The following is a 23,550-nucleotide window of genomic DNA, read 5'->3' on the forward strand; positions in this document are numbered from 1 at the left end:
CAGTCATAAATATGGTATTGGTCTTTTTGTTTTTTGAAATACGCTCATAAATTATAATAAAATGCGAAAAATTATTTTTACCGTACTAGGTATTTTACTGATTGCAGTGTCCTTTTTTTTAGCGGGGTATATTATCGATAGTAAGAAAACGTTTAAACCGAAATCTGAGAAAGTAGTGAAAACGGTTTTCACAGAGGTAGTCAAAAATGGTACGGTACCCATTGTCGTTTCCGCTAACGGTAACTTAACTGCTAAGCAACGTGTTGAGTTATATGCTGAAGTTCAAGGTGTATTTAAAAAAGGAAGTAAGCTATTTAAAGAAGGTCAGGCTTTTCGCAGAGGTGAGACCATTATAAGTATAGATGCAAACGAGTATGCGGCGAGTGTACAATCTGCAAAAAGCGACCTGTTCAATCAGCTTACGGCCGTAATGCCCGATTTAAGGTTAGACTACCCAGATATTTATTCTAAGTGGCAAGAGTACCTTTCAAATTTCGATATGTCTAAAAGTACTCCGCCACTTCCAGAGATGTCAACGGAAAAAGAAAAGTTTTTTATATCCGGTAGAGGTATTTTAACCAGCTATTATAATGTTAAGAATTTAGAACAAAGATTATCCAAATACCGTATAGTCGCACCTTTCTCTGGTGTACTTACCGAAACGTTGGTCACTGAAGGTACTTTGGTAAGGTCTGGTCAAAAATTAGGGGAATTTATTAATACCGAAGTCTATGAGCTCGAAGTAGCTATTAGCAAAAGATATACCGATTTATTGAAAGTTGGTGAATCTGTAGAATTGACCAACTTAGACGATAACACCACTTATAAGGGGAAGGTAACCAGAATTAACGGTAGTATAGATCAGTTAACGCAAACTGTAAATGCGTACATTGAGGTAGATGATAAGAACTTAAGGGAAGGAATGTACCTAGAAGCGGATTTAGATGCTAAAAAAGAAGAAAATGCCATCGAGGTAGACAGAGGTTTGTTGTTAGATGGTAATCAAATATTCGTAGTAAAAGATTCGGTACTTGATAAAATAGACGTAGAGCCTGTTTATTTTTCTGATAAACGTGTGGTATTGAAGAATGTACCCGATGGCATTACCATAGTTTCTAAACCCGTAAGTGGCGCCTTTACGGGAATGTCTGTTAAAATATCCGCTGAACAACCAGAAAACTCGAAAGAATAATGCGTAAACTGATAGAATATTTTATTCGGTATCATGTTGCCGTTAATGTAGTTGTAATCTCTTTTACCCTATTCGGTATTGTTGGGGCAAAGGCATTGAAGTCTTCGTTTTTTCCGTTGACAGATTCCAAGAACATTGCGATTACTATTACCTATCCGGGTGCATCGCCACAAGAGGTAGAAGAAGGTATCGTTCTAAAGATTGAAGATAACCTAAAAGGTCTTGAAGGTGTTGACCGTGTTACCTCGACCTCTAGAGAGAATAGCGGTACTATAAATGTAGAAATCGAAAAAGGCGAAAATATCGATTTTATGCTGCTAGAGGTAAAAAATGCGGTAGATCGTGTACCTACGTTCCCAACAGGTATGGAGCCTTTAATAGTTTCTAAGTTAGAGTCTGTTCGTCAAACCATATCATTTGCGATAAGCGGAAACGATATTCCGCTAACAACTTTAAAGAGTGTTGGTCGGGATATTGAAAATGACCTAAGGGCAATGGAAGGTATATCTCAGATAGAGATAAGCGGTTTTCCAAACGAGGAGATCGAAATTGCCGTTAATGAAAACGACCTTTTAGCATATGGATTATCTTTTGCAGAAGTGGCAAGATCGGTATCCAATGCCAATATTTTGGTTACAGGTGGTAATATCAAGACCGATGCCGAAGAGTATTTAATACGTGCTAATAACCGTTCTTATTATGGTAGTGAATTAGGCAATCTTGTGGTTCGGGCTGATCAATCCGGTAATGTAATTCGCTTAAAAGATATAGCTATAGTTAGAGACAGGTTTGCAGAAAGTCCTAATGCAACATTTTTTAACGGTAATTTGTCGGTAAGCACGACCATAACAAGTACCAATAATGAAGATTTAATAGCGGCGGCAGATCAAGTAAACGAATATGTAGATGAGTTCAATGAAAAGTATAACAACATTAAATTAGATGTTGTTTCAGATCAGTCTACTACACTTAATCAAAGAACGCAGTTACTTACCGAGAATGCCATTATGGGTATGGTATTGGTATTGATATTTTTATCGCTCTTTTTAAATACAAGACTGGCATTTTGGGTGGCTTTCGGTTTACCGGTAGCATTTTTGGGTATGTTTGTTTTTGCGGGCTTCTTTGATGTTACGATCAATGTACTTTCATTGTTCGGTATGATCATCGTTATTGGTATACTGGTAGATGACGGTATCGTTATTGCCGAGAATATATATCAACATTACGAAAAGGGGAAATCGCCTGTACAAGCAGCGGTAGATGGTACAATGGAGGTGTTACCCCCAATTATTTCTGCAATTATAACTACCATTTTGGCCTTCTCTATTTTCTTGTTCTTAGATAGTAGAATCGGAGAATTCTTTAGTGAGGTTTCCGTAATTGTAATTTTGACTTTAGTGGTGTCTCTGGTAGAGGCTTTGGTCATCTTGCCCGCTCACTTGGCGCACTCCAAAGCATTGCAGCCAATAGATAATAAACCAAAAAGTGGTTTCGCAAAAGCTTTTGCCAAGCTTAGGGTCATTAATGAATTTGGAGATAGATTAATGGTCTGGATGCGTGATAAATTGTATACACCCGTATTGCGTTTTACAATGAATTATAAAATATTTATGTTCGCTGTTTTTGCATCGGCATTTATTTTGACATTGGGATCAGTTGGTGGTGGTATAATTAGAACAGCTTTTTTTCCAAGAATTGCCAGTGACAGGGTAGGTATAGAATTAGAAATGCCAAATGGTACCAATGAGAAAATTACAGACTCTATCATTTCTTTAATAGAAGAAAAAGCGGTTATCGTAAATCAAGAGCTAACAGATAAATATTTACAGGGAACGGATAAAATGGTCTTTGAAAATATGATCAGAAGATTAGGTCCGGGTTCATCTTCTGCGGTATTGACCATAAACCTATTGCCAGGAGAGGAAAGACCAGATGAGATTTCCGCAAATATGGTTACCAATAGGTTAGAAGAACTTGTTGGTCCGGTTGTAGGGGTAGAAAGTCTTATTTATGGTTCTGGTGGTAATTTTGGTGGATCACCGGTATCGGTTTCTTTGTTAGGTAACAATATCGAGCAACTAAAAGCGGCAAAGGCAGAGTTGAAAGGTATATTGACCAAGAATTCTAGATTAAAGGATATTTCGGATAATGACCCGGCAGGTATTAAAGAAATCAGGTTGACATTGAAAGAAAATGCCTATTTATTAGGCTTGGATCTTCAAACATTAATGACTCAGGTTCGTGCAGGTTTCTTTGGGGTACAGGCGCAACGTTTTCAACGTTCTCAAGATGAGATCAGGGTTTGGGTGCGTTATGATAGGGAAGAGCGTTCATCTATTTCTAGTTTAGATGATATGCGTATCGTTACTCCTTCAGGAGATAGAGTTCCTTTAAGTGAGATTGCCGATTATACCATTGAACGTGGCGATGTAGCTATAAACCGTTTAGAAGGAAGGCGCGAGATACAGGTCTCTGCCGATATGAAAGATGTAAAAGACAGTCCTACCGATATTATGTCTGAAATACAAACGGTACACATGCCAGAGATACAGTCCAAATATCCAACGGTAAGTGCATCATATGAAGGTCAAAATAGGGAGTTGGAAAAATTAACGGGCTCTTTAAAATTGGTAGGTTTCACTGTAATATTATTGATTTATATTACCATCGCATTTACGTTTAGAAGTTTTAGCCAGCCATTAATGTTATTGTTATTGGTACCCTTTAGTTTTACGGCAGTTGCATGGGGGCATTGGATCCATGATTTCCCGATCAACGTACTTTCTATTTTAGGAATCATAGCATTGATAGGTATTATGGTAAACGATGGTTTGGTGCTCATAGGTAAATTCAATTCTAATTTACGGGAGGGTATGACCTTTGATAATGCCATATTTGAAGCGGGTAAATCAAGATTTAGAGCGATTTTCTTGACCTCGATTACCACTATTGCAGGTTTAGCGCCTTTAATGTTAGAAACAAGTAGACAGGCACAGTTCTTAAAACCAATGGCAATTTCAATTGCTTATGGTATTGGTATCGCTACCGTACTTACATTATTAATGTTACCATTGTTCTTGTCTTTCAGTAACAACTTAAAAGCGCAGAACTTATCTTTTGCCTCTGGTCATAAGATTACGAAAGAAGAGGTAGAAAGGGCGATTAAGGAAAGAAAAGAAGCATCTCATCTAGAAAGTCATTCGCATGAAGCTATAGAAGATAGCGGTCATCAAGAACAAATAGAAGGTGGTTCACATCCATATAAGAATATAGATAAGTTATAATGAGTAAAGTAAAATTCATCATATTATTAATATTTCTCCCGGTTTGTGCGGTTATGGCGCAAGAGAAAACACTATCTAAAGAAGAAGCCATAGCACTTGCTTTAGAAAACAATTTTGGGGTTGTAATCGCCAAGAACAATCTAAAAATCGCCGAAAACAATAAGACTATTTTAAATTCTGGTTATTTACCAAGTTTAACCGGTAATGCAGGTGGTTCATTTGATCAGAATAATCAAGAAGCCACTTTTCAAGATGGTACCGTTAGGGCAATTGACGGAGCCGAAACTACCCGTTACAATGCTTCTTTAAATTTAAATTATACTTTGTTTGACGGGCTGGGTCGTTTGTATGATTTCAAAAGATTGAAAGAAGAATATGGTTTAAGTAAACTTGAAACTAGAGAAACCATAGAAACTACCATGCTGCAATTGTATACGGTGTATTTTGAAGTGGCACGGTTAACCGAGAACATTAAGGTGTTGGAAAACACATTTTCTAACACCCAAAAGCGCTTGCAACGTTCGGAGTATAGTTTTGAGTATGGACAAGCAAATAAATTGGATGTTTTAAATGCGCAGGTAGATTTGGTCAATGATAGTATTAACCTAATGAATACCAGACAATCTGTTAGAAATACCAAAAGAGATTTAAATTTATTGATGAATAGGGATATTACAACTGCTTTTGAGGTGGATACTACCATAACTTTTGTAAACCCCATAAGTTTAGAGGAGTTTTTGGACAAAGGTATTTCCAACAATGTAAGCGTTCTGCAGACCGAGGCGAATATCAAGATAAATGATTATGCCTATAAGTCTAGCAAGTCTGTTTTTTTACCAACTATTGGGCTTACGGGATCATATGGCTGGAACGAGGGTAATTTTCCGGCAACTAACTTCTTGGCTTCAAGTGTTTCGACCGGGTTATCTGCAGGTTTAAATCTTTCGTGGAATCTTTTTGATGGTGGCAGTGGCATAACACAGGTAAAGAATGCCAAAATAGTGCTTGATAATCAAGAAGTGATCAAAGAACAAATTAGGCAAGAAGTTATTACAGATGTGCAAAATGCAAAAGAAAACTACCTGAATAGGTTACGTATTTTTAGCTTGCAAGAACAAAATGTGGTAACCAACCAAAATAATTTCGAGCGTTCTAAAGAGCAATTTCAATTGGGTAGTATTACATCGATAGAATTTAGACAGGCGCAAATCAATTTGTTAAATGCGCAAACGAATAAGAACTTGGCAAAGTATGATGCAAAGTTGGCAGAGCTTCAATTATTGCAGCTTACAGGTCAATTATTGAATATAGAATTGTAAAGGCTTAGAGGCTTCAACCTCTACTGTTGATTAACTTAATTAGGGAATAACATGTATAGCGATAGAACGAATAGCGAGCTTATAGAGATTCTGGATCAACATTCATTACTGACGTTTGAAGCGCAGTTAAGTTTGCGAGACGAGCTTGAAAAACGAGCTGTTGTGGTAGACTTAAGTGGTTTAGAAACAACTATTGCCAACAAACTAGCTCAAATCAACAATCTTGAGTATTTAAAGGATTTCGGTTTTCAAGCAAATAAATCTGCAGACAGTTTGGTGGTGACTAGAACAAATAAGGCATTGTTAACCGATGTACTTGCCGTGATCGTTGGTCTATTGGTGTTCTTGTTAGGTGTTTATGGCTGCATTAATTTGGTATATACTTTTATAAATGGCGATGAATTAGATGTCTTTACCCTAGCTTATAAATTTGCCATGGCAGGTTTAATTTTTATAGGAATTAGCTTTTTCAGTGGGCTACAAAGATTGTTTGATTTCTACGGATTCGAATTGAGTAAGCTCAATGATGCTGTACTATTAAAAAAGCGTTTCGATGTTAAATTAGAAGAAATTCAAGTGAATACGTCGGATATTCATTTGGACACAGATGAAGATTTACTTTCCTTAAAATTGGGGCATGAAACTATCTTTACATCCAATGGCGGTAATTTAATACAGACCCTAACTTTAAAAGAATTGGCTAAAGAATTAAAAGCGTAAACCGTTGTTATGTTCGAGCATTATTTTCAATGTCCGTATTGTTGGGAAGAAGTGTCAATGCTACTAGACCCATCTATTTCGCAACAGACCTATGTAGAAGATTGCGAGGTATGTTGTAATCCTATAGAGGTTACACCGCAGTTTCAAGATAATGAACTTATAGGCTTTGATGTACAGAGTATAGAACAGTAATTACTCTAGTATTGCAATTTTACCACCAAACGTATCATCTTTATCTACAGACTTAGGTTTGCCGTACACGGTAATGGCACCACCGGCTTTTACTTTTGCAATGACAGCTTCACTGGCGTAGACTTCGGCACTGCCTCCAGATAATACGATTACGGTGCTATTTTTCGTCTTTAAACCTCTACTTAAAAGTTTGCCACCGGTATTGATCATTACTTCTTGATCGCTGCTAGTGCCAGAAAGTTTTATTTCGCTACCGCTTGTACTTTTTGCCGATACATTGTTATAGGCAATATTTAGGGTAATGGTGCTGGCATCTTGCGCCGCTATAGTTAAATCGGTACCTATAACCAATCCGGTAGATATAATTCTAGAATTTTTATTCGCATCGATAACCGAAAGTGCTTCGGTATAGAAAAGTTTAATATTTAAAATGGAGTTCAGTAAAGATTCTCCAGAACACATTTTTAATCGTAGGCGCCCGTCATTTTCGGTAATGCTTAGGTCTTTCTTGTTCTCTGACGCAATTTCAATTTTATTCTCCTCTCCTTTTACAAGCGTAACACTGATCCTGTCATAAACCCGTAATTCTGTATAATCTGCTAAAGGTATAGTCGCTATGTTTTGTGCAACTGAAATAACAGTGTATAAGAATAGAAATGAAAATGTTAATAATGATTTCATATAGTGTGGGCTGTTTGGTCATACAAAGTTAAGGTACAAAATGGTTTGTATCACAAAAGTGTAGAAGTGGATTTTACTTGCGATGTTTTATTTAATATTTGTAAAGAGGTGTAACGTATTTCAAAAATGTATCAAGAACAGGTTTGGGAACACGCTACTGCACAAAACCTTTTTAAAAGTTAAATAAGCTTGTAAACATATATAGGTTTTGCAGTTTTGTTATCTTAAACAAGCATTTGCTCATTGCCAAGTTCATGAAGAAAAAATATCTTTTAGTCGCCTTGTTCATTATTATAGGCATTGTTGGTTTTACTGGGGCAAACTATTTTCCCGTTGCTGAAGATGATGGTGTTTTAGAGGTTTTAGATTCTGTTGCTACACGTAGGGATCTACGCAGAAGCTTCTTTGATAAAAGGGAGATAATCGTTGTCTACGGTGCCAAAGACTCTACATTACAGCGGCAATACAAGAAAATCTTGCATGAACTATCCTTATTAAAAGTATCACGTTCTTGGCGAAGCGCGAAAGTTCGGTATATGGCTGTTGAACAAGTAAGTGCAGAGACTCTAAATAACAGCATTGTGTTCTTGGTGGGTGCTGTAGATGAAAATCCGCTTATAAGAAAATACATGTCGGATACTCCATTTAATATATCGGCATCGCAAATTTCAATCGGTTCAAAAGAAGTTCCTAATAATAATTCTGTATTGGGTGTAGGTTTTTATCCTAGCCCCGTAAACTCTAAAATGCCCTTTAGCTTTCTAACGGGTACCAATGCCAAAGAAGTTTTCAGGCTATTTGCGGAAAAAGTATCTGAACGTGGTCAGGCATTTTATCGTCAGAATTTGGAGTATGAAGTGTACGAGCACAAAGAACGCTTGGTCATGGGAGATTTTAATGCGCATTGGGGTATAGAAGGTTCCACTTATTTTAATTTTGCTACCGGTACCCGGGTATTGTTAGATACTGACGAGTTTAAATTCATAGACCACCAAAAAGCGATCAAAGAAATTGACGTACCTAGAATACACGAAGCGGTTAGGGCATCTAAAGAGAAAATCGTAAGTTTTGTAGGTGATAAAAACGTACCAAAAATCACCTATAATTACTATACCTGTACAGAAGAAAAAGGTTTAATGACAGGTACTACCGATCACTCTACTTTTGATAGTGTAACAAATTCGGTACATACCATAGTCAATGACATATATGCCAATAATCATATTGGTAGGGACAATGCTTTGTTGCTACATCATTTAGTTGGCGAGAGCAACAAGCATATATTGACAATGGGCCTACCTATTTATTTTACTAATACTTGGCAAAATAAAGGCTATAGATATTGGGCGGCGAGATTAGTAGAATCTGAGAATGTATTTACCGTGGCAGAACTTCTTGACAATACTTTCATGGACATGGAATCTTCACTTATTAGAGATTGCATGGCAGGTGCCTTTACAGATTTTTTAGTCAAAAGCTGGGGAAAAGATTCCTATCTCAGAAGATATAACAAGCTAACGCTTACTGAACGCGAAGAAAAAACGCTAGAACCAAAGTGGCGTAATTATTTACAAGAGCTACCAAAAGCCCATCCTAAGAAAAAAATAGAGAGGAAAAAATTACCTTACTTAAAAGGCTTCAATTTTGCACATGAGGGGTATAGTATTTATAACGGCTATGGATCTCAGAAAGCGACCGAGTCTCTGTTAAAACAAAAAAATATGGGCAGTAATGCCATGGCAATTGTGCCATATACAGGTATTAACGATATCAATACACCCACACCTTTACATTTTAGTGATAATGCCGGTAGTGAAAATGATGATGCCGTCGTTCATGCCGTTGCAATGGCAAGAAATATGGGTATGTATACCTTGCTTAAACCCCAAATTTATGTGGGCGGTAGCTGGCCAGGCGGTATAGATATGCCTACGGATGCACAATGGGACAAATTTCATGATTATTATTATAGGTGGATTCGCCACTACGCATTCTTAGCGGAAATTCATGAAATGGATGCTTTATGTATTGGGGTAGAGTTTACAAAAGCAACCTTGTCACAGCCCGATGCTTGGCGTGAAATGATCAGGAAAACAAGGGCGTTATATTCTGGGCAATTGACCTACGCCGCTAATTGGGGAGCTGAATTTGAGCAAATAGAATTTTGGGACGATTTAGATTTTATCGGTTTAAACTCTTACTATCCATTGAGTAAAAAAGATGATCCTAGCGATGAGGAGTTACAACTTCAGTTCGATATGGTAAAGTCGAAAATCAAGAAAGTACATAACCAATATAAAAAGCCCATTGTATTTACCGAAATTGGGTTTAGAAGTGTAGATGCCCCATGGAAGAATCCGCATGCAGAGGCAGACGACAGTATTAACGAAGAAGCACAGCGCAGATCTTACGAAGTCATCTTTGAAGGCATACAAGATGAACCCTGGTGCCAAGGCATACTTTGGTGGAAATTCCCAAGTTACTTAGAATACCGCGGCGAGAATAACAACGCCTTTACGCCAAACAATAAATTAGCGGAAGAAACCGTACGAAAGTGGTTCTCAAAATAGATATAAGCAATCAAGATAATTGGCTAAAAATTCCAACATACGGGGAAACTATCAAACTAGATATACTATATCACCAACAACTAATTCACTAACAAACTAGTTCACAAACCACTAACTCACTATCAAACTATTTCACTAACCCACTATATAAGCAACTAATCATCTATCTCCGCATCCGGTAAATCAAGAATGGTCGATGTAGATAATGAATTACCCGCAATTCCTTTAATAGAACCAAAGAGCACGTTTATATTCTCTTGTACACCCCAAATTTGCTTCTCTCGAACGGCAAAATTCTTGTAGGCCGCTTTCTTTTCGTAGTTCAATTGTTTGATCATAGAATCGTAGTTTTCTATAATTCTATTAATGTTCTGCACAAACTCGTTACTGGTCAAATAAGAATACAGCAGCTCCATTTTATCGCCTTTGTTCTCGTCAGAAGATTTAATGGATTGTGTTTTTAACAGCAGTTCTCGCAATACGAGCGATACACTTTTTACTTCATTGAATCCGCAGATCCAAACACCGTTTTTCTCACCAAAACGGTCCATATCTGGCGGAAAGGTTTCTGTAACAATTACTGCGATATCTGCCTTGCAATTAATTTGATCTTGCTTTAACTTATTGATCCAATCATTACTGAAATTCTTGGTACGCTTGCTTTCATAGACAATAGAACCACAGGTCTGTTGCAGCGAGTTGATGACGGTCTGTATACAATCTGCACCACGAATACCTTTACCAACTTCGTCTATATTATCAAAAGGGTAGGTGCTGCGCAATAATTCTTCTAATGCCAGTTCTTGTATTTCGCCTTGCATTTGCATAGAACCTTGCTCTGCCTTGCGCTTCATTTCATCAATAAGCTTCTTTTGGTCGTCTAGCTGTTTCTGGTATTCTTTCTCTTTCAAAGCCATTGCCTCGCGCTCTTTCGCCTTTGCCTTTTCTTCAATGACCGATTGTTTCTCCAACAATTCTTTCTGAACGTTCATCTTAAGCTCTTCGGCTTTTTCCTTTAATTCGTTCTCACGTTTTAAAAGGTCGATCTCTTGTGCACGTAGCGCTCTGTTCTCTTCTTTCTTTTTCTCGTTCTCTTGTTGCAGGGCTTTTAACTTTTGCTCAAAAGACTCATTGGTCTGTAGCTGTATTTTTTCAGATTCTTTAGCAAGGCGTTGTGCCAGCTTCTCTTTAAAAAGCTCGTTTTCCTTCTCTTTCTTTTTCTCGAATTCTTCTACTTCAATTTCAAGCTTTCTACGTTCTTTATTGAATTTTTCTGCCTGCTCCGCAACTTTACGTTCGTATTCAGCCTTAAAATGAGCCTGCATTTTGCCGGAAAGCGCCTCTTCAACATCAAACTCATGTCCACAATTGGGACATTTAATTTTATCTACCATTTTCTAAAAACCATTTTCAACTATAAAAATACAGAACCCATACCAAGCCTACAACGTTTGGCGGCACTCAAATGAAATGAAAATTTATTTGTTGCGTAGTATTTTGATTTCCTGACAATTGTCATAGAACATCTTGCAACTACATTCTATTTTTGTCTTAATAAAATTACCGACTATGACCTCATTACATCTACCCTTGGTAAACTGGAGCAACGGCGTGATTATGATCGCTGTATTTGCAGCCGTGTGTTTAACCCTTGTTGGCATTGTACTAATGCTAATGAACGGCGATAAGAAAAAAGAAGAATAACTTCTCTTACACTGCTATTGATATAATACGTACCGTGGCGGCGTAAGTCCGTTTAGGCGCATGTAAACCAACATTTGCCCTCTGTGGTGTGTAATATGGTCTGCTAGCAGCATATAAATTTGTCGTTTGGAGCGTGTAAGTCCAAAATAATCCAATTCGGTATCTAACTGTTCAGGAGACACATCTTGTAAAAGCGTAATGGCTTCGGTAAACGTTTGGTCTATACGGGCCATCATTTCAGCCTTTGTTTTGTTGGCAGGTTTAAAAACAGTGTCCGTTTGGTATACGCGTGCTTCTCGGTCGCCAATGAGTGACTGGCTGTGCCAATCTAGCGCAAAACCAATATGCATTAAATTTTCAGCAAAGCTCAAGGACTCATCTGTTACTTTGTACCCATACTTCTCTTCGGGCATCATATCGGCAACTAGTAATAAGTACTTACGTGAGTTTTCTAATCTTTCTATGGAGTCTTCAATGAATTTGTCTTGTTGGGCTAGAAGCGGAGAGGAAGTTAATAGAAGTAATGTGATGATAATGAGATTTTTCATATTGATTTATTTTGATTGAGGAACATCTAAGTTACTCCAATTAAAATTACGAAATCCATTTCTTCTACTTGACTTACCAGCCTTCAGGTAATGGGTCTAATAACTGTACTATGGGTGATGGTAATTGATCTCCCGGTAACTTATGCAGAATATTGGCAAATTCACGCTCCTGAAATCCAAGGGCTGCATTCCAATATAACTCGTTGGCTCTTCCGGTACGCAGCGGTCTAATTTGACTGCCAGGCCATTGTTCTTCACCCAGAATAAAAGGTGTAATGTAATCTATGGCAAGCTTTATACTGCGCCCTTCGGTGCTGCGATAGGCAATAAGGTCAAAATCAAGATGGCGACCAAGGCGGGCAACACCTACTAGCGCACGTGCACCGTAAATACTATAGCTTAATGCATTTGTTCGAATAAGTTCTTGCGGTTGGCGACCATCTATAAAAACCTGTCCAAAAATACGTGCAGGCATGCGTTCAAGAAAAGCACGTGCAATCTCAGGTTTTTCACCGTAGAGCGAGAAGAGAATAAGATGCTGATTATACCACGCGCCATGTTTATTAGGCTGCATAGCTTCTTCAATACCTTCCGGACTTTCCACCATCCAGGTAGCTAGTTCGCCAAACCACTTACGCAGTTCGGTTTGGTCTTTAGCTGTCCAGCCAGAAAATTCCTCTAGCAGAATAGCGCAATCAACCACCCAATCCATTCGGTTAGATTCTAGTATGCCACCACTACTATTATAGTCGTGACCACGTCGTTTTTGACCATAGCGGAAATTAGGGTTCATTCTAGTTTCAGGATCTAAATACCAAGCACGAATTTGTTCTACGGCACGTTCGGCATACTTTTCTTCGCCCGTGAAATACCAAGCAGGAACAAGAGATGTTACCGCCTTGTTCATTGCCTCAAGCCTAGAGACATCAGAAGTGCGGCGGTCTGGGTTGGTAACTCCGTCACGCCAAATGTAAGGACCATCAGGGTTTTCAGCATCTGGCCACCAATATGGGCTGTAGCTATAGTAATCGTGAGCGTCTCCACTTGGTGGCAGAGCACCTTCCGCTACTACATTTACAATAGGTTGCCCAAGTGCAGCATCTGCATCTGCAACGATTTTTTTCAAAGCTGCCACCAAATCACTATTACCAGCTTCAAGCTCTTTTTTTATTCTTGGTAGCTGATCTCCTTGACCAAGTAATAAAGAGGGCGTGGTATTGGTTTTGCTGTTTTGAGGAAAGATTAAAACGAATGAAAATAAGAAAATGATAGTAATTGCAAACTGTCTCATAATAGTTTAGTGGTAATAGATTTTATAGCAATACTTAAATTCTGTTGCTTATGAAGTTAAGCATTCATTTCTTCATACATTCTTTTTTCTTAGATAAGTACTTACGGCAGAAACAAGCAGTGCAACGACAAGTAATAGCATTCCATAAAAAGTCAAATCACCAGATTCACCCTCGCTTTCTCGTCCATAAATTGCTAAGACTAGTCCAGTAATAGATAGTATGATGGAGATAATGCCTAGTAGTTTATGTTTTTTCATGAAGTAAATTTCGATAGCAAGATTAAAATTGTAATCAAAAATCTAATAAGATTTATCATCTTACTTTATGCTTATAGCTGTGACAAAAAAGCTATTAATGCATAGAAATAGCTGTTTTCAATAAGTTGCTATTGAAAATAGTGATAGTTGCTATCATATTGCTGTAAAATGTAGAAATTATTGAGTGGGTATGTTGCGGTGAATAGGTTTTACGGGATAGGTTTGAAATTGATTGGGATGCTTTTAAAAAGATTTTATGTAACGGTCACGGCTATGGCAAGTAGGGCAGGCAAGGAAATTTTTCGTTTCCGTCTGGTCTGCTAGCCAGAGCTTTTTGTTTTGTAATTATTTTTTCTTTTTAATTGCCAAATCAAAAAGATTTAGCGGACTTAGTAAATAAGTACAAGCCATTAAATTTAGCTCTTTATGCCCTATTTGCTATAGCCATTGTGCCTGTTGCACAAGTTAACGAAAAAACCATATAGGGCCAACGTGATCTTAACGTTGGGTCGTTAACTTTAGGTATGCAGGGAAAAAAGGATTACCAGGAAAAACTGTTCGCCCGTTTCCAATTGAGCGAGCGCATACCGAAGAACAATTTCTACAGGCGTTTAAAAGAGGTTCTGGACTTGGATTTTCTCTATAAGCTGACCAAAGGATATTACGGTGAAAGCGGTCAAAAAAGTATTGACCCCGTGGTCTTCTTCAAGCTCTGTTTGGTGGGCTACCTGGAGAACATCATCAGCGACCGAAGGCTTATCGCCCATTGTTCGATGCGCCTGGATATTCTTTTTTTCGTAGGCTATGACATTGACGAGGAACTTCCCTGGCACAGTACCATAAGCCGTACCCGTCAACTTTTTCCCGAGTCGGTATTCGAGGAAGTATTCACCAATGTCTTGAGTATGTGTGTTGAGAAGGGGATGGTCGCCGGTCATACCCAGGCGATCGACAGTGCGCCCGTGAAAGCGAACGCGAGCATGGACACATTGGAGCTGAAGGTGCCCGAAGAAGATTTGGAAGAGCATTTGAAAAAAGTACGTGCTATAAGCACAATGGACAAAGAAGTGCCACACCGCAAGAGCAAGGGCGACAGGTCCGACAAGGGTCAGCGAAGTGTGACCGCCAACAAGAAGGAACTCGATGCGATAAAGGGCAGGAACAAAAAATGGGCGAAGGACCAGGACCAAAGACCCGGTGCCGGAAACAAGGGGGCAAAGTATATGAGCAACAAGACCCATTACAGTCCTACCGACCCCGATGCCAGGATAAGCGTAAAGCCGGGCAAGGCAAGAAAGCTGAACTACCTCAGTCAGTTGAGCGTGGATACCGCCCATCATGTAATTACCGATATCAGGGCGTACCATGCCGATGGCAAGGACAACCAGCAGTTACAGGATATCGTACGGCGCCTACAGAGAAGATTATGGCAACAGGGCTTCGTCTTTGAGAACTGCGTGGCCGATACGGGCTATAGCAGTGGCGAGAACTATGCCTTTTTGGAAAGCAGGGGGCTCAAGAGCTTCATACCCGCCCACGGAACGTTCAAGGGCGGTCCCGATGGTTTCGTTTATGACCAGGGGACGGACAGCTACCGCTGTCCCCAAGGGAAAACGATACCGTTCACCAAGGAGTTCAGGGATCATCGCACGGGAACAAGAAAGAAGGAATACCGGGCAAGAAAGCATATCTGCACCGGGTGCCCGATACGCAGTAGCTGCCTGGGCAAAAGCGCACAGGAGAAGAAGTTCAGTGTTACCTATTACCGTGCGGAGTATTTGCGTAACATTGCCCGGGTGGAGAGCCCACTGGGGCGGTATATGAAGGGCAAGCGGCAGAGCACGGTAGAACCCGTTTTTGGAACATTGACCCAGTTCATGGGGCTGAGGAAGATAAATACCATCGGGCTCGCACAGGCGAACAAGGTGATGCACCTCTCGGCGATCGCCTACAACCTCAAAAAGTACCTGAAATTCGAGAACAAACGCCCGAAAAGCGGGGAGGGAAAGCTCGCCCTGCCATTATTCGTAAAAATCATGGTCCATTACGTGAAAAGCCTTTCTCCAGTGCATCTAAAATTTAGGTTCATCTTCTGACATGGCATAAAAAAAGCCCCTTAAAGAGGCTTATATCGATAGTGATTATCTCTAATTATAGGCTTGTGCAACGGTTACCATTGTTGGCAATAGTTTTTTATATAAAGTCCCTATCACATCTCCAGCATTGTAATTCGTAATCATTACCTACTTTATTAATATCTAAAAGTATATCGGCATCACAATGTATGCAAGAAGTCCAATTGGCTTTTATCCAATCTTCAACAGGAATTTTACTGTTAATTAATCGGTTTGCTCTAGGGTCGGAAATTAAATACACTTGTGTTGGTTTCTTTGAAGCACCACCTTTGTCAATTCCAATATTATGGCAAAACCCTAATTTTTCCCAAGAAGACACTTTTGGGCGGACAGAATTATTATGCGATTTATAAACATTTGAGGCTAGATAAGAAATAGTAAAAATCTCGCGGTTGATTTTTTTTATGTCTTTTAGCGCTTTTTCGCCATAGATTTCGTTACAAATTTTTTCTGAATATTTTAATGATGCTCTATCTAGAACTCTTTTGTCTAACTTGGAAACATCTGAATCAATTAATGTTTGTTCAGAGATTATTTCATCACATAATCTGATGATATTTCTAGGTGAATAACCACTTAAAGTTACAATAATATCATCTGCACTAGGTGAAAATTTATAATCGAATAAATCTTGAAAACTATTTATTTTACCATCAGAGAAAACAGATAGTCTTTTGCTTAACATTGAAATTAATGCTTTTTTTGACCAAATTAAATTATGTTGAGTTATCCTATCTGGTCTACCGCCTTTTAAATAAAATGGATAAATTTTATCCCATAGAAAGTACTTAAATGCATAACCTTTTAAAGAATGTGTATCTAAATCTCTAATTAAAGGCTCAATCAATTTATAAGAAGCTAATTCGTCATTTCCAGTTTTTTCAGTTTCATCAATTTTATCAAGCAGAACATATATAGATTTAAAACCAAATTTATTAGATAGATTATATAAAAGCTCTAATTGATATTTATAGGATTCATTTAATTTTTTTTCCTCTTGTCTTAGACTTGGTAAATCAATTTCCGGTAAGTCGTAGGTTTTTAATAGAAAATTTACAACCGTATCTAAGAACCCAATATTTTCATTCCAATATTTTTTTATTTTTTGAGGAACAGATTTTAAACTCGATAGTATTTCTTTTGCTTGACCACCACTGAAGTCTCCCAAATAATTATGAGCTAGAATCGAGAAATTTCTTTTATCATCTTTATCTAAGTTATTTAATGTATCAGGATATTCACTTGACCAAAATATTAAACTAAGTAAAGTGTTGGTAATAATATTTTTTAGATGATATGGAAGGCTAACATCATCAATAGTTTGATTATTTCCAAATTCAAAACGGTCAACAGTAACAGACAAAACAGGTTTATCTTTTGACCATTCTTCTATCATTTTTCTTTGAGCAGTTTTACCACTTCCTCTTGGTGCAAGCACAACAGATGAAGAAGGACTGTTATAATCGCCTTGAATGGCCTCAAAATATGGTGGTGGAACAAAATATTGAGTTATTAATAGTTCCTTATCAGCATCAGTATAAGCGAATGGATTTTCTTTAAATCCTAAATTATTAAATATGCTCATTATTATTTTTTCTTTTTTAATTGCCAAATCCAAAAGATTTGGCGGACTTAGTAAACAAACCCAAGCCACTAAATATAGCACTTTATGCCCTATTTGCTATAGCATCGATGAAAAAGCAGCAAGTCGAGTATCTTTAAAGTTCTCTAAAACAATAAGATATGAACACTCAACAAACTGCTTGCCCGAAGTTATACATTGGTATCGATATTCACAAACGAAGTTGGAAAGTACATTGTGCAACAGATCTGTTCGCTGGTAAGTCTTTTAGTATGTCACCCGACCCAAAGCAATTACATAGTTATGTTTCAAAACATTTCAAGGAGTATGAAGTTACCGTAGCTTATGAAGCTGGTTGTTGCGGTTACCACGCTCATCGTTGTTTTGAGAGTTACGGTTGGCGAAGTCTGGTAGTCAATCCAGCAGACATTCATAGAAAGGGCAAAGAGAAACATACCAAGACCTATAAGATAGATGCGCAGTTGATAGCGAGAGAGTTGAAGGATAACCGATTGCAGAGTATCATAGTGCCGGACAGGAAACGTGAAGAACTTCGTAGTCTGTTCAGACGCAGAAATGACCTTGTAAAGGATTTCAGAAGGGTCAAGAGCTATATAAAGATGCAATTGTTGTATTTCGGAATCAGGGAACCTGAAGAGTTCGACAATGACCATTGGAGCCATAAATACAGAAATTGGTTGGATGATATAATGTTCGAGTACCCAACGGCGAAGGCCACATTAGAGAGTAGAATGCGTTTCTTCCGTTTTGTGGACCAAGAGCTTCGCGATGTGTCCACACAGCTAAGAAGGTACTGTAAAGTGAATTATAAGAAGGATTATCTATTACTGAGAAGTATACCTGGTATCGGAGGTATCGTGGCCTGTGGCATATTATGTGAACTAGGGGATTTAAGACGTTTCAAAAACATTAAACATTTGGCAGGTTACGTAGGTCTGGCACCAAGTATGTATCAAAGCGGAAACAGTCAAAGGACAATGGGAATGACCCCACGTGCAAACCGCTTATTGAGAAGTTATTTTGTAGAGGCATCTTGGCAAGCGATACGTGCAGACCCCGTAATGCAGGCCTATTATCGTAAACATCAAGGCAAGAACGTAAAAAGTATCATTGTCAAAGTAGCTAGAAAGCTACTAAGTAGAACCTTGGCGGTAATTAAAACAGAAGTTCCATATACCATTGGGGTTATTGAATAATAAGCAGAAAAACTAATAAAATAAAAATCATAACAAAGCTCTAATATAGTAGTGAGAACCGTATCACAAAACAAAACCCGTGACCTGTACTATTTAGGATCACATTTTTAGCAAGTGACCGGTTTTATTATAATTTATAATCATACAGATGCCGGTGACGTTTCAAGTTTCGAACCGATCACACATAGGAGTGCGAGCAAGTTATATTAAAAGAAAAAAAGGTGGTTTAAGGCAAAAAAGAAAATATTAATTAACTTTAAGAAACTGGACTAAGGCTTTTCATAGGAGGTATTGTTAGCCACAGGGCTTTTTTTCTCCACCCATTGAATAGCCCTTTTCTTGTCTCGGACCATATTCAATTCTGACAATCTTACAGCAATTCACTTCTATCACGTACTGAAATTCATTAAGAATTGCACCACGATTCCCGTAACAATCATCAAATTCAAATTCTCCTGGTAAAGCACTTTGCAAATCGGCTAGGTCATCGCCAACTTTAAATTTTGGAATCGTATTTACTAAAATATCATGTTGAATATTTTTGGGAACAAATTTATAAGCAATTGAGGGTAAGAATTTAGGAAATGCAAAAAGATAAATAAGTAAAAATACGAACGGAGTAATCAAAATAGGAATTAGATGAAATTGCTTAAAATCCGTTCGCTTTTTAGTCCACATGGTATGAAAACTAAATCCGAAAATTAATCCACAAACCAAGGCGTCCAAAAAAACACCTGAAAAATCAGACTGTAAAAATAACCACCCAATCAAAATCACAAAACCTAATAATGAATAAATACCTGAAATAATTGAAAATAAAATTACGTTCAGTTTTTCAGATAGTTTTACAATTAGTTTTCGTGGAATTAAAATAAATAGACCATAAAATATTAGGAGGAAAAGAGAAGACCAGAATAAAATTACTCCAACGTCTCCACCCGAAGCATCGTTATATCTCAAATTCGACCAAATGATATGTGTTATGATTAGACCAATCCAACCGAATGTTAATGCTAAAAATGATATTTTTTTAAAGTTCTTCATTCGCCTTGTGGCTAACGTTTATGTATAAGAATAGTTGCGTGTTTTTATGCGAGGATTTTCCGAAGGAAAATCAGACGTTACAAACACGCAATGACCTTTGGTTAAGCACTAAGCCGCAATTATTTTTATAGGGTGTTGGGCATAGTTTATTTTGATATTCTTAATCTTACAAATTCTTTACTGTAGGCTGTTGCAACTTTTCTACTTCTTATAATTGAAATATTCTCGTCATTGTATTCCGCTGCTTTTGACCAATTATACGATCCGGTTAAAACAGTTTGCATATCAATTATACAAAACTTATTATGCATTTTATTATTTCCATAAAAACCATTCTGCGGAATTCTTAAACCATCGAACTCGGTTATAGAACAACCGTGTTGTTGATTAATATTATCATCAATGGTTATAACCCTCACATTTACACCTCTATCTTTAAGTTTAGATAGTTTAGTATGAATTTTTGGGTTTGTAAACCAAGCCATTGCAACCCAAACAGTAAATTCGGCATTACCTAATTCCTGTAAAATTTGATTTTCTATTTGCTCAAAACTATATTCAACTTCAACAATTTCTTCATCTTCTTCTACTCCTATCATAACAAAGTCTCCACCAATCAAATCTAGTTTATAGCCTTCTTCTTTAATAACTATATTTATAGCATTAGTAACAGCTTCTTTGTTTTCATCTTCAGTTTCTTGAGCTACTTGAATTAGTAAATTACTTAATCCATTCGACCCGTTTAATTGCCTTAATCTGTCAAAAGTATAATCTTTACGTGAAGTATTATTTTCTCTGCCTCGAAGTTTTGGCAATCCTCCTTCATCATAATTGTAAATATCTCGCATTCCGTGTTGATTAAATAGTTGAATCAATTCTGGACCAGAACGTTTAACAGATGGGATTTCATCTCCTTTAACTACTTCTATTAACTCCTTAAATGCGTAATCTGATAAATTCATAAGTATGCTTGGTTTTAATTATGCCCAACAATTGTGTATGTGCACAATTACACATATTCGTAAATAGTATGGTATATGTGCAATATTTTCAGCTAAAGTGGTAGGGGGAATGTACTTTACTTGGTATTGCAATATAAAGAAGTTTGTGGGACATTTTCTTACGGGTTTCCGTAAAACTGTAAGAAAAATAAAAAAGGTGCAAAGAGAATATAACGAGCTGCGATTGTAGTTTAAGTTAGTACACCGTAGCACCCACCCCTCAATCCCCTCCCAAGAGGTGAGGTTTTCGTTTTTGGTTGTGGGTTTTTTGGTGGTTGGGGAGATTGGTTTTTATAAGAGTTACTTCGTCTGTTTTATCTAAAAAGTATTTTTCAAGTCAGAAACTGTTCCCCTCTTGGGAGGGGCTAGGGGTGGGTTCTTACTTGTTCTAATTTCTCAATTATTACTTTAATCTCTTCTAAAACAAAACCCAAATTATTCTTCACATCAGTATCTGAAAACCTGAGCATATGTACACCTAAAGATTCTAAGCGTGCTTGCCTTTTCCTATCTTTTTCTTCGTGTCCTTCTTCAAAATGAATACTGCCGTCTACTTCTATGGCGAACTGAAGATCTTTGCAATAAAAATCAACTATATATTGATCGATAGGAATTTGTCTACTAAATTTTTGACCTAGCTTTTTACCTTTTATCTCTCGCCATAGCGCGATTTCACCTAGGGTCATGTTGTTTCTTAATGTTTTAGCGAGTTCAACTAAATTTGGGTTATATGGAATTATCTTTCTCATCGTAAGACCCACCCCTTAATCCCCTCCCAAGAGGGGAGGAGCACGTTATTGATTGCGAAATTAGAGTAAGTTGAAACTTCTGTTTTCATAAAATTATTCTTAGAATATATTTTAATTAAAGACGCTAGCTGTTCCCCTCTTGGGAGGGGCTAGGGGTGGGTCTTTTACTCCACCTTCTTACCATTCATTTCCTGACCGTTTTGAAATAGAGTTAAACTTTCAATTGCTCCGTTTTCATCTTTAATGAATTGAATTTGAGCAGCAACTTCTTTTAAGTAAAAAGTATCGCTTGATTTGGCGAGAATATCCAACATTGGCTGCCCTGTTGCCTGTGCTTTTAATTGCTTGCCTTCTTTGGTTATGGTAATTTTAAAAGTGGGCATTAATTCATAAACACCTATGTAACTTTCTAATAGTGCCTCTGGTACTTCGAACTCTTTTGTTAAGTTACTGGTATCGACACGTAATTTTGTAAGCATATTTATGGCGTTTTCGTTACCAGGATTCATTTCTACCGCTTTTGTGTAGTTCTCTATTGCACCTTTATTATCGCCAGATATCATTAGCGCTTCGGCATAACTATCATATACATTGGCAGATTTTGGATACGCGTCTACGTTCAGTTTAAAAACTTGAATAGCCTCTTTTATTTTGTCGGTCATTAATAGTTGATAACCAGCTTGGTTCATGTCATTTTCATTGACATCAAAATCTTTGTTGTCCTTATTCTTTTCAAAATACGCAACCCCTGCATCTATACCTTTAGTTTCTATGACCTCTAAAAGTTTAGATGCTAAAGGAGTTTTAGGGAGGTCGTAAGTTTTATCGTTTATAATACCAAGAATCGATTGTGTGATTTTACCTAATGGGGCACCACCTGTATTATTTAAAAGCACAATCAATGACTTGTCTGAAAGCTGTCTTGAAATTTGTGTATTGAATCCGTTAATACCGCCACCATGGGTAATTACTGCGATACTATCGGTTGTGTTGCCTAGGGCTTCATTACCAACCATCCATCCATAGGTATAATGAAAACTGCCGAAAGCGGGTATGTGTGGTTTAAAATACATATCCATATATTTTTGGGGTAGTAATTTGTTGGTATACAATGCTTGGTCCCACAGGTATAAATCTTCTACGGTAGCGTATAGCGAGCCTGCAGCATACGGAATAGACATATCTAGGAAAGGGGAATTGATAAATCCGTTTCCATTATTCTCGTAACCTGTTGCTCTATTTTTTAGGATGTCTGAATGTTGATCGAATCCGGATTCCTTCATTCCTAATGGAAAAAATATCTTCTCGTCTAGCATTTCTTCATACGTTTTACCGGATAGTTTTTCAATAAGCACACCCAAAAGAAAATAACCGGAATTGCTATAGTTGAACTTTTCGCCGGGAGTAAATTCTAGCTCCATATCTTGAAACTTTGTAGTAAACTCTTCTGGGGTATACGGGTCTCTACTTACGTCTTTGAAAAAATCGGGAAATGACGTGTAGTTCGGTATACCAGAAGTATGGGTTAATAAATGATGGGTGGTAATTTTGTCTCCGTTTTCTTTTGGGTACTCTGGCAAGTAGGTAGTAATAGGTGCCTGCAGATCTAGTTTGCCTTCTGCTGCTAATTGTAGAATAAGCATGGCGGTAAATTGTTTGGTCACAGAACCTAGGCGATGTTTGGTGTTGGGGCTGTTGGGAATATCCCATTCCATATTCGCCATACCATATCCCTTTTTAAAAATGACCTTTCCGTCTTTGGCAACTAGAGCAGAACCATTGAATTTACTATAGGCTAGATATTCCTTTAAAAGCTCATCTATCTGCTCGGCTTTAGTTTGGCCAAATGCCATGGAGCTCGTAAATAATAATGCTAAAAAGCTTAAAAGAAGTTTTCTGATTGATTTATTATGCGATGATTTCATGATGTTCGTTTTTTAATTGATTGACTATAGTACTAACAAGTGGCTTCTACTCGATAATCGAGATTCAAATACCACGACGATTGGGTCGAAATATTAATTATGTTTTCAATTCAATATATCGCGGGCTTGCCACGA

Annotated in this window: 18 protein-coding genes; 9 read left to right on the plus strand and 9 right to left on the minus strand. The window is 37.7% G+C overall.

What is annotated here, in order from left to right; genetic code table 11:
- The first annotated feature begins 61 nt into the window (after positions 1–61).
- From SJY30_RS16940 to SJY30_RS16960, 5 genes are read left to right on the plus strand one after another with little or no spacing between them, the layout of a single operon-like run.
- Complete coding sequence (locus SJY30_RS16940; RefSeq protein WP_396633296.1) at positions 62–1,192, plus strand: efflux RND transporter periplasmic adaptor subunit; 1,131 nt, start codon at positions 62–64, stop codon at positions 1,190–1,192.
- Entirely contained in the window at positions 1,192–4,479 is a 3,288-nt protein-coding gene (locus tag SJY30_RS16945) for an efflux RND transporter permease subunit (protein WP_396633297.1), read from the plus strand. Before SJY30_RS16940 ends, SJY30_RS16945 begins: the two co-directional genes overlap by 1 nt.
- The gene (locus SJY30_RS16950; RefSeq protein ID WP_396633298.1) at positions 4,479–5,798 is read left to right on the plus strand and encodes a TolC family protein; all 1,320 of its coding nucleotides are present in this window, start codon (positions 4,479–4,481) and stop codon (positions 5,796–5,798) included. The genes SJY30_RS16945 and SJY30_RS16950 overlap by 1 nt, the downstream gene beginning before the upstream one ends.
- A gap of 51 nt (positions 5,799–5,849) precedes the next feature.
- Positions 5,850–6,518, plus strand: a complete 669-nt coding sequence (locus tag SJY30_RS16955) for a hypothetical protein (RefSeq protein WP_396633299.1) — start codon at positions 5,850–5,852, stop codon at positions 6,516–6,518.
- Positions 6,519–6,527: 9 nt separating this feature from the next.
- A complete protein-coding gene (locus SJY30_RS16960) occupies positions 6,528–6,710 on the plus strand; it encodes a CPXCG motif-containing cysteine-rich protein (RefSeq protein ID WP_036156737.1) in 183 nt (60 codons plus the stop codon).
- Here the strand turns inward: SJY30_RS16960 and SJY30_RS16965 are convergent, their stop codons facing one another.
- Entirely contained in the window at positions 6,711–7,391 is a 681-nt protein-coding gene (locus SJY30_RS16965) for a head GIN domain-containing protein (protein WP_396633300.1), read from the minus strand.
- A gap of 254 nt (positions 7,392–7,645) precedes the next feature.
- Here SJY30_RS16965 and SJY30_RS16970 point away from each other — a divergent pair, with 254 nt between their 5' ends.
- On the plus strand, positions 7,646–9,961 hold the full coding sequence (locus SJY30_RS16970; RefSeq protein WP_396633301.1) for a glycoside hydrolase family 113: 2,316 nt from the start codon (positions 7,646–7,648) through the stop codon (positions 9,959–9,961).
- Between the two features lie 155 nt (positions 9,962–10,116).
- Here SJY30_RS16970 and SJY30_RS16975 read toward each other — a convergent pair whose 3' ends face one another.
- The gene (locus SJY30_RS16975) at positions 10,117–11,355 is read right to left on the minus strand and encodes a DUF2130 domain-containing protein (RefSeq protein WP_036156723.1); all 1,239 of its coding nucleotides are present in this window, start codon (positions 11,353–11,355) and stop codon (positions 10,117–10,119) included.
- Positions 11,356–11,530: 175 nt separating this feature from the next.
- On the opposite strand from SJY30_RS16975, the gene SJY30_RS16980 reads away from it, so the two are divergent.
- Positions 11,531–11,665 carry a hypothetical protein gene (locus SJY30_RS16980; protein ID WP_262493322.1) on the plus strand — a complete coding sequence of 45 codons (135 nt, stop codon included), beginning with the start codon at positions 11,531–11,533 and terminating at the stop codon, positions 11,663–11,665.
- A 14-nt stretch (positions 11,666–11,679) separates the two neighbouring features.
- Here SJY30_RS16980 and SJY30_RS16985 read toward each other — a convergent pair whose 3' ends face one another.
- Together SJY30_RS16985 and SJY30_RS16990 are read right to left on the minus strand one after the other, a co-directional pair.
- The gene (locus tag SJY30_RS16985) at positions 11,680–12,213 is read right to left on the minus strand and encodes a DinB family protein (protein WP_396633302.1); all 534 of its coding nucleotides are present in this window, start codon (positions 12,211–12,213) and stop codon (positions 11,680–11,682) included.
- Between the two features lie 73 nt (positions 12,214–12,286).
- Positions 12,287–13,504, minus strand: coding sequence for an alginate lyase family protein (locus tag SJY30_RS16990; RefSeq protein WP_396633303.1), 1,218 nt, complete (start codon positions 13,502–13,504; stop codon positions 12,287–12,289).
- A gap of 782 nt (positions 13,505–14,286) precedes the next feature.
- Here SJY30_RS16990 and SJY30_RS16995 point away from each other — a divergent pair.
- The gene (locus SJY30_RS16995; RefSeq protein ID WP_396633304.1) at positions 14,287–15,858 is read left to right on the plus strand and encodes an IS1182 family transposase; all 1,572 of its coding nucleotides are present in this window, start codon (positions 14,287–14,289) and stop codon (positions 15,856–15,858) included.
- Positions 15,859–15,955: 97 nt separating this feature from the next.
- Here SJY30_RS16995 and SJY30_RS17000 read toward each other — a convergent pair whose 3' ends face one another.
- The gene (locus SJY30_RS17000; protein WP_396633305.1) at positions 15,956–17,509 is read right to left on the minus strand and encodes a P-loop ATPase, Sll1717 family; all 1,554 of its coding nucleotides are present in this window, start codon (positions 17,507–17,509) and stop codon (positions 15,956–15,958) included.
- Between the two features lie 131 nt (positions 17,510–17,640).
- Between SJY30_RS17000 and SJY30_RS17005 the strand changes: the two genes are divergently transcribed.
- On the plus strand, positions 17,641–18,696 hold the full coding sequence (locus SJY30_RS17005) for an IS110 family transposase (RefSeq protein ID WP_396633306.1): 1,056 nt from the start codon (positions 17,641–17,643) through the stop codon (positions 18,694–18,696).
- 294 nt (positions 18,697–18,990) lie between these two features.
- Here SJY30_RS17005 and SJY30_RS17010 read toward each other — a convergent pair whose 3' ends face one another.
- From SJY30_RS17010 to SJY30_RS17025, 4 genes are all read right to left on the minus strand, one after another.
- Entirely contained in the window at positions 18,991–19,740 is a 750-nt protein-coding gene (locus SJY30_RS17010) for a hypothetical protein (protein ID WP_396633307.1), read from the minus strand.
- Positions 19,741–19,886: 146 nt separating this feature from the next.
- On the minus strand, positions 19,887–20,702 hold the full coding sequence (locus tag SJY30_RS17015) for a phospholipase D-like domain-containing protein (protein WP_396633308.1): 816 nt from the start codon (positions 20,700–20,702) through the stop codon (positions 19,887–19,889).
- 404 nt (positions 20,703–21,106) lie between these two features.
- Positions 21,107–21,490, minus strand: a complete 384-nt coding sequence (locus tag SJY30_RS17020) for an endonuclease domain-containing protein (protein WP_396633309.1) — start codon at positions 21,488–21,490, stop codon at positions 21,107–21,109.
- Between the two features lie 164 nt (positions 21,491–21,654).
- On the minus strand, positions 21,655–23,415 hold the full coding sequence (locus SJY30_RS17025; RefSeq protein WP_396633310.1) for a serine hydrolase: 1,761 nt from the start codon (positions 23,413–23,415) through the stop codon (positions 21,655–21,657).
- Positions 23,416–23,550: the final 135 nt, after the last annotated feature.

The organism is Maribacter sp. R86514 (assembly GCF_044597005.1).
Classification (GTDB): Bacteria; Bacteroidota; Bacteroidia; order Flavobacteriales; family Flavobacteriaceae; genus Maribacter.

Excerpts from the sequence above, each read along its gene's own strand:
- SJY30_RS17015 (WP_396633308.1), bottom strand. The coding sequence starts at position 20,702 with ATGAATTTATCAGATTACGCATTTAAGGAGTTAATAGAAGTAGTTAAA.
- SJY30_RS16995 (WP_396633304.1), top strand. The coding sequence starts at position 14,287 with ATGCAGGGAAAAAAGGATTACCAGGAAAAACTGTTCGCCCGTTTCCAA.
- SJY30_RS17020 (WP_396633309.1), bottom strand. The coding sequence starts at position 21,490 with ATGAGAAAGATAATTCCATATAACCCAAATTTAGTTGAACTCGCTAAA.
- SJY30_RS16945 (WP_396633297.1), top strand. The coding sequence starts at position 1,192 with ATGCGTAAACTGATAGAATATTTTATTCGGTATCATGTTGCCGTTAAT.
- SJY30_RS16980 (WP_262493322.1), top strand. The coding sequence starts at position 11,531 with ATGACCTCATTACATCTACCCTTGGTAAACTGGAGCAACGGCGTGATT.
- SJY30_RS16950 (WP_396633298.1), top strand. The coding sequence starts at position 4,479 with ATGAGTAAAGTAAAATTCATCATATTATTAATATTTCTCCCGGTTTGT.
- SJY30_RS16965 (WP_396633300.1), bottom strand. The coding sequence starts at position 7,391 with ATGAAATCATTATTAACATTTTCATTTCTATTCTTATACACTGTTATT.
- SJY30_RS16940 (WP_396633296.1), top strand. The coding sequence starts at position 62 with ATGCGAAAAATTATTTTTACCGTACTAGGTATTTTACTGATTGCAGTG.
- SJY30_RS17010 (WP_396633307.1), bottom strand. The coding sequence starts at position 19,740 with ATGAAGAACTTTAAAAAAATATCATTTTTAGCATTAACATTCGGTTGG.
- SJY30_RS16960 (WP_036156737.1), top strand. The coding sequence starts at position 6,528 with ATGTTCGAGCATTATTTTCAATGTCCGTATTGTTGGGAAGAAGTGTCA.
- SJY30_RS16970 (WP_396633301.1), top strand. The coding sequence starts at position 7,646 with ATGAAGAAAAAATATCTTTTAGTCGCCTTGTTCATTATTATAGGCATT.
- SJY30_RS17005 (WP_396633306.1), top strand. The coding sequence starts at position 17,641 with ATGAACACTCAACAAACTGCTTGCCCGAAGTTATACATTGGTATCGAT.
- SJY30_RS16955 (WP_396633299.1), top strand. The coding sequence starts at position 5,850 with ATGTATAGCGATAGAACGAATAGCGAGCTTATAGAGATTCTGGATCAA.
- SJY30_RS16975 (WP_036156723.1), bottom strand. The coding sequence starts at position 11,355 with ATGGTAGATAAAATTAAATGTCCCAATTGTGGACATGAGTTTGATGTT.
- SJY30_RS16985 (WP_396633302.1), bottom strand. The coding sequence starts at position 12,213 with ATGAAAAATCTCATTATCATCACATTACTTCTATTAACTTCCTCTCCG.
- SJY30_RS16990 (WP_396633303.1), bottom strand. The coding sequence starts at position 13,504 with ATGAGACAGTTTGCAATTACTATCATTTTCTTATTTTCATTCGTTTTA.
- SJY30_RS17025 (WP_396633310.1), bottom strand. The coding sequence starts at position 23,415 with ATGAAATCATCGCATAATAAATCAATCAGAAAACTTCTTTTAAGCTTT.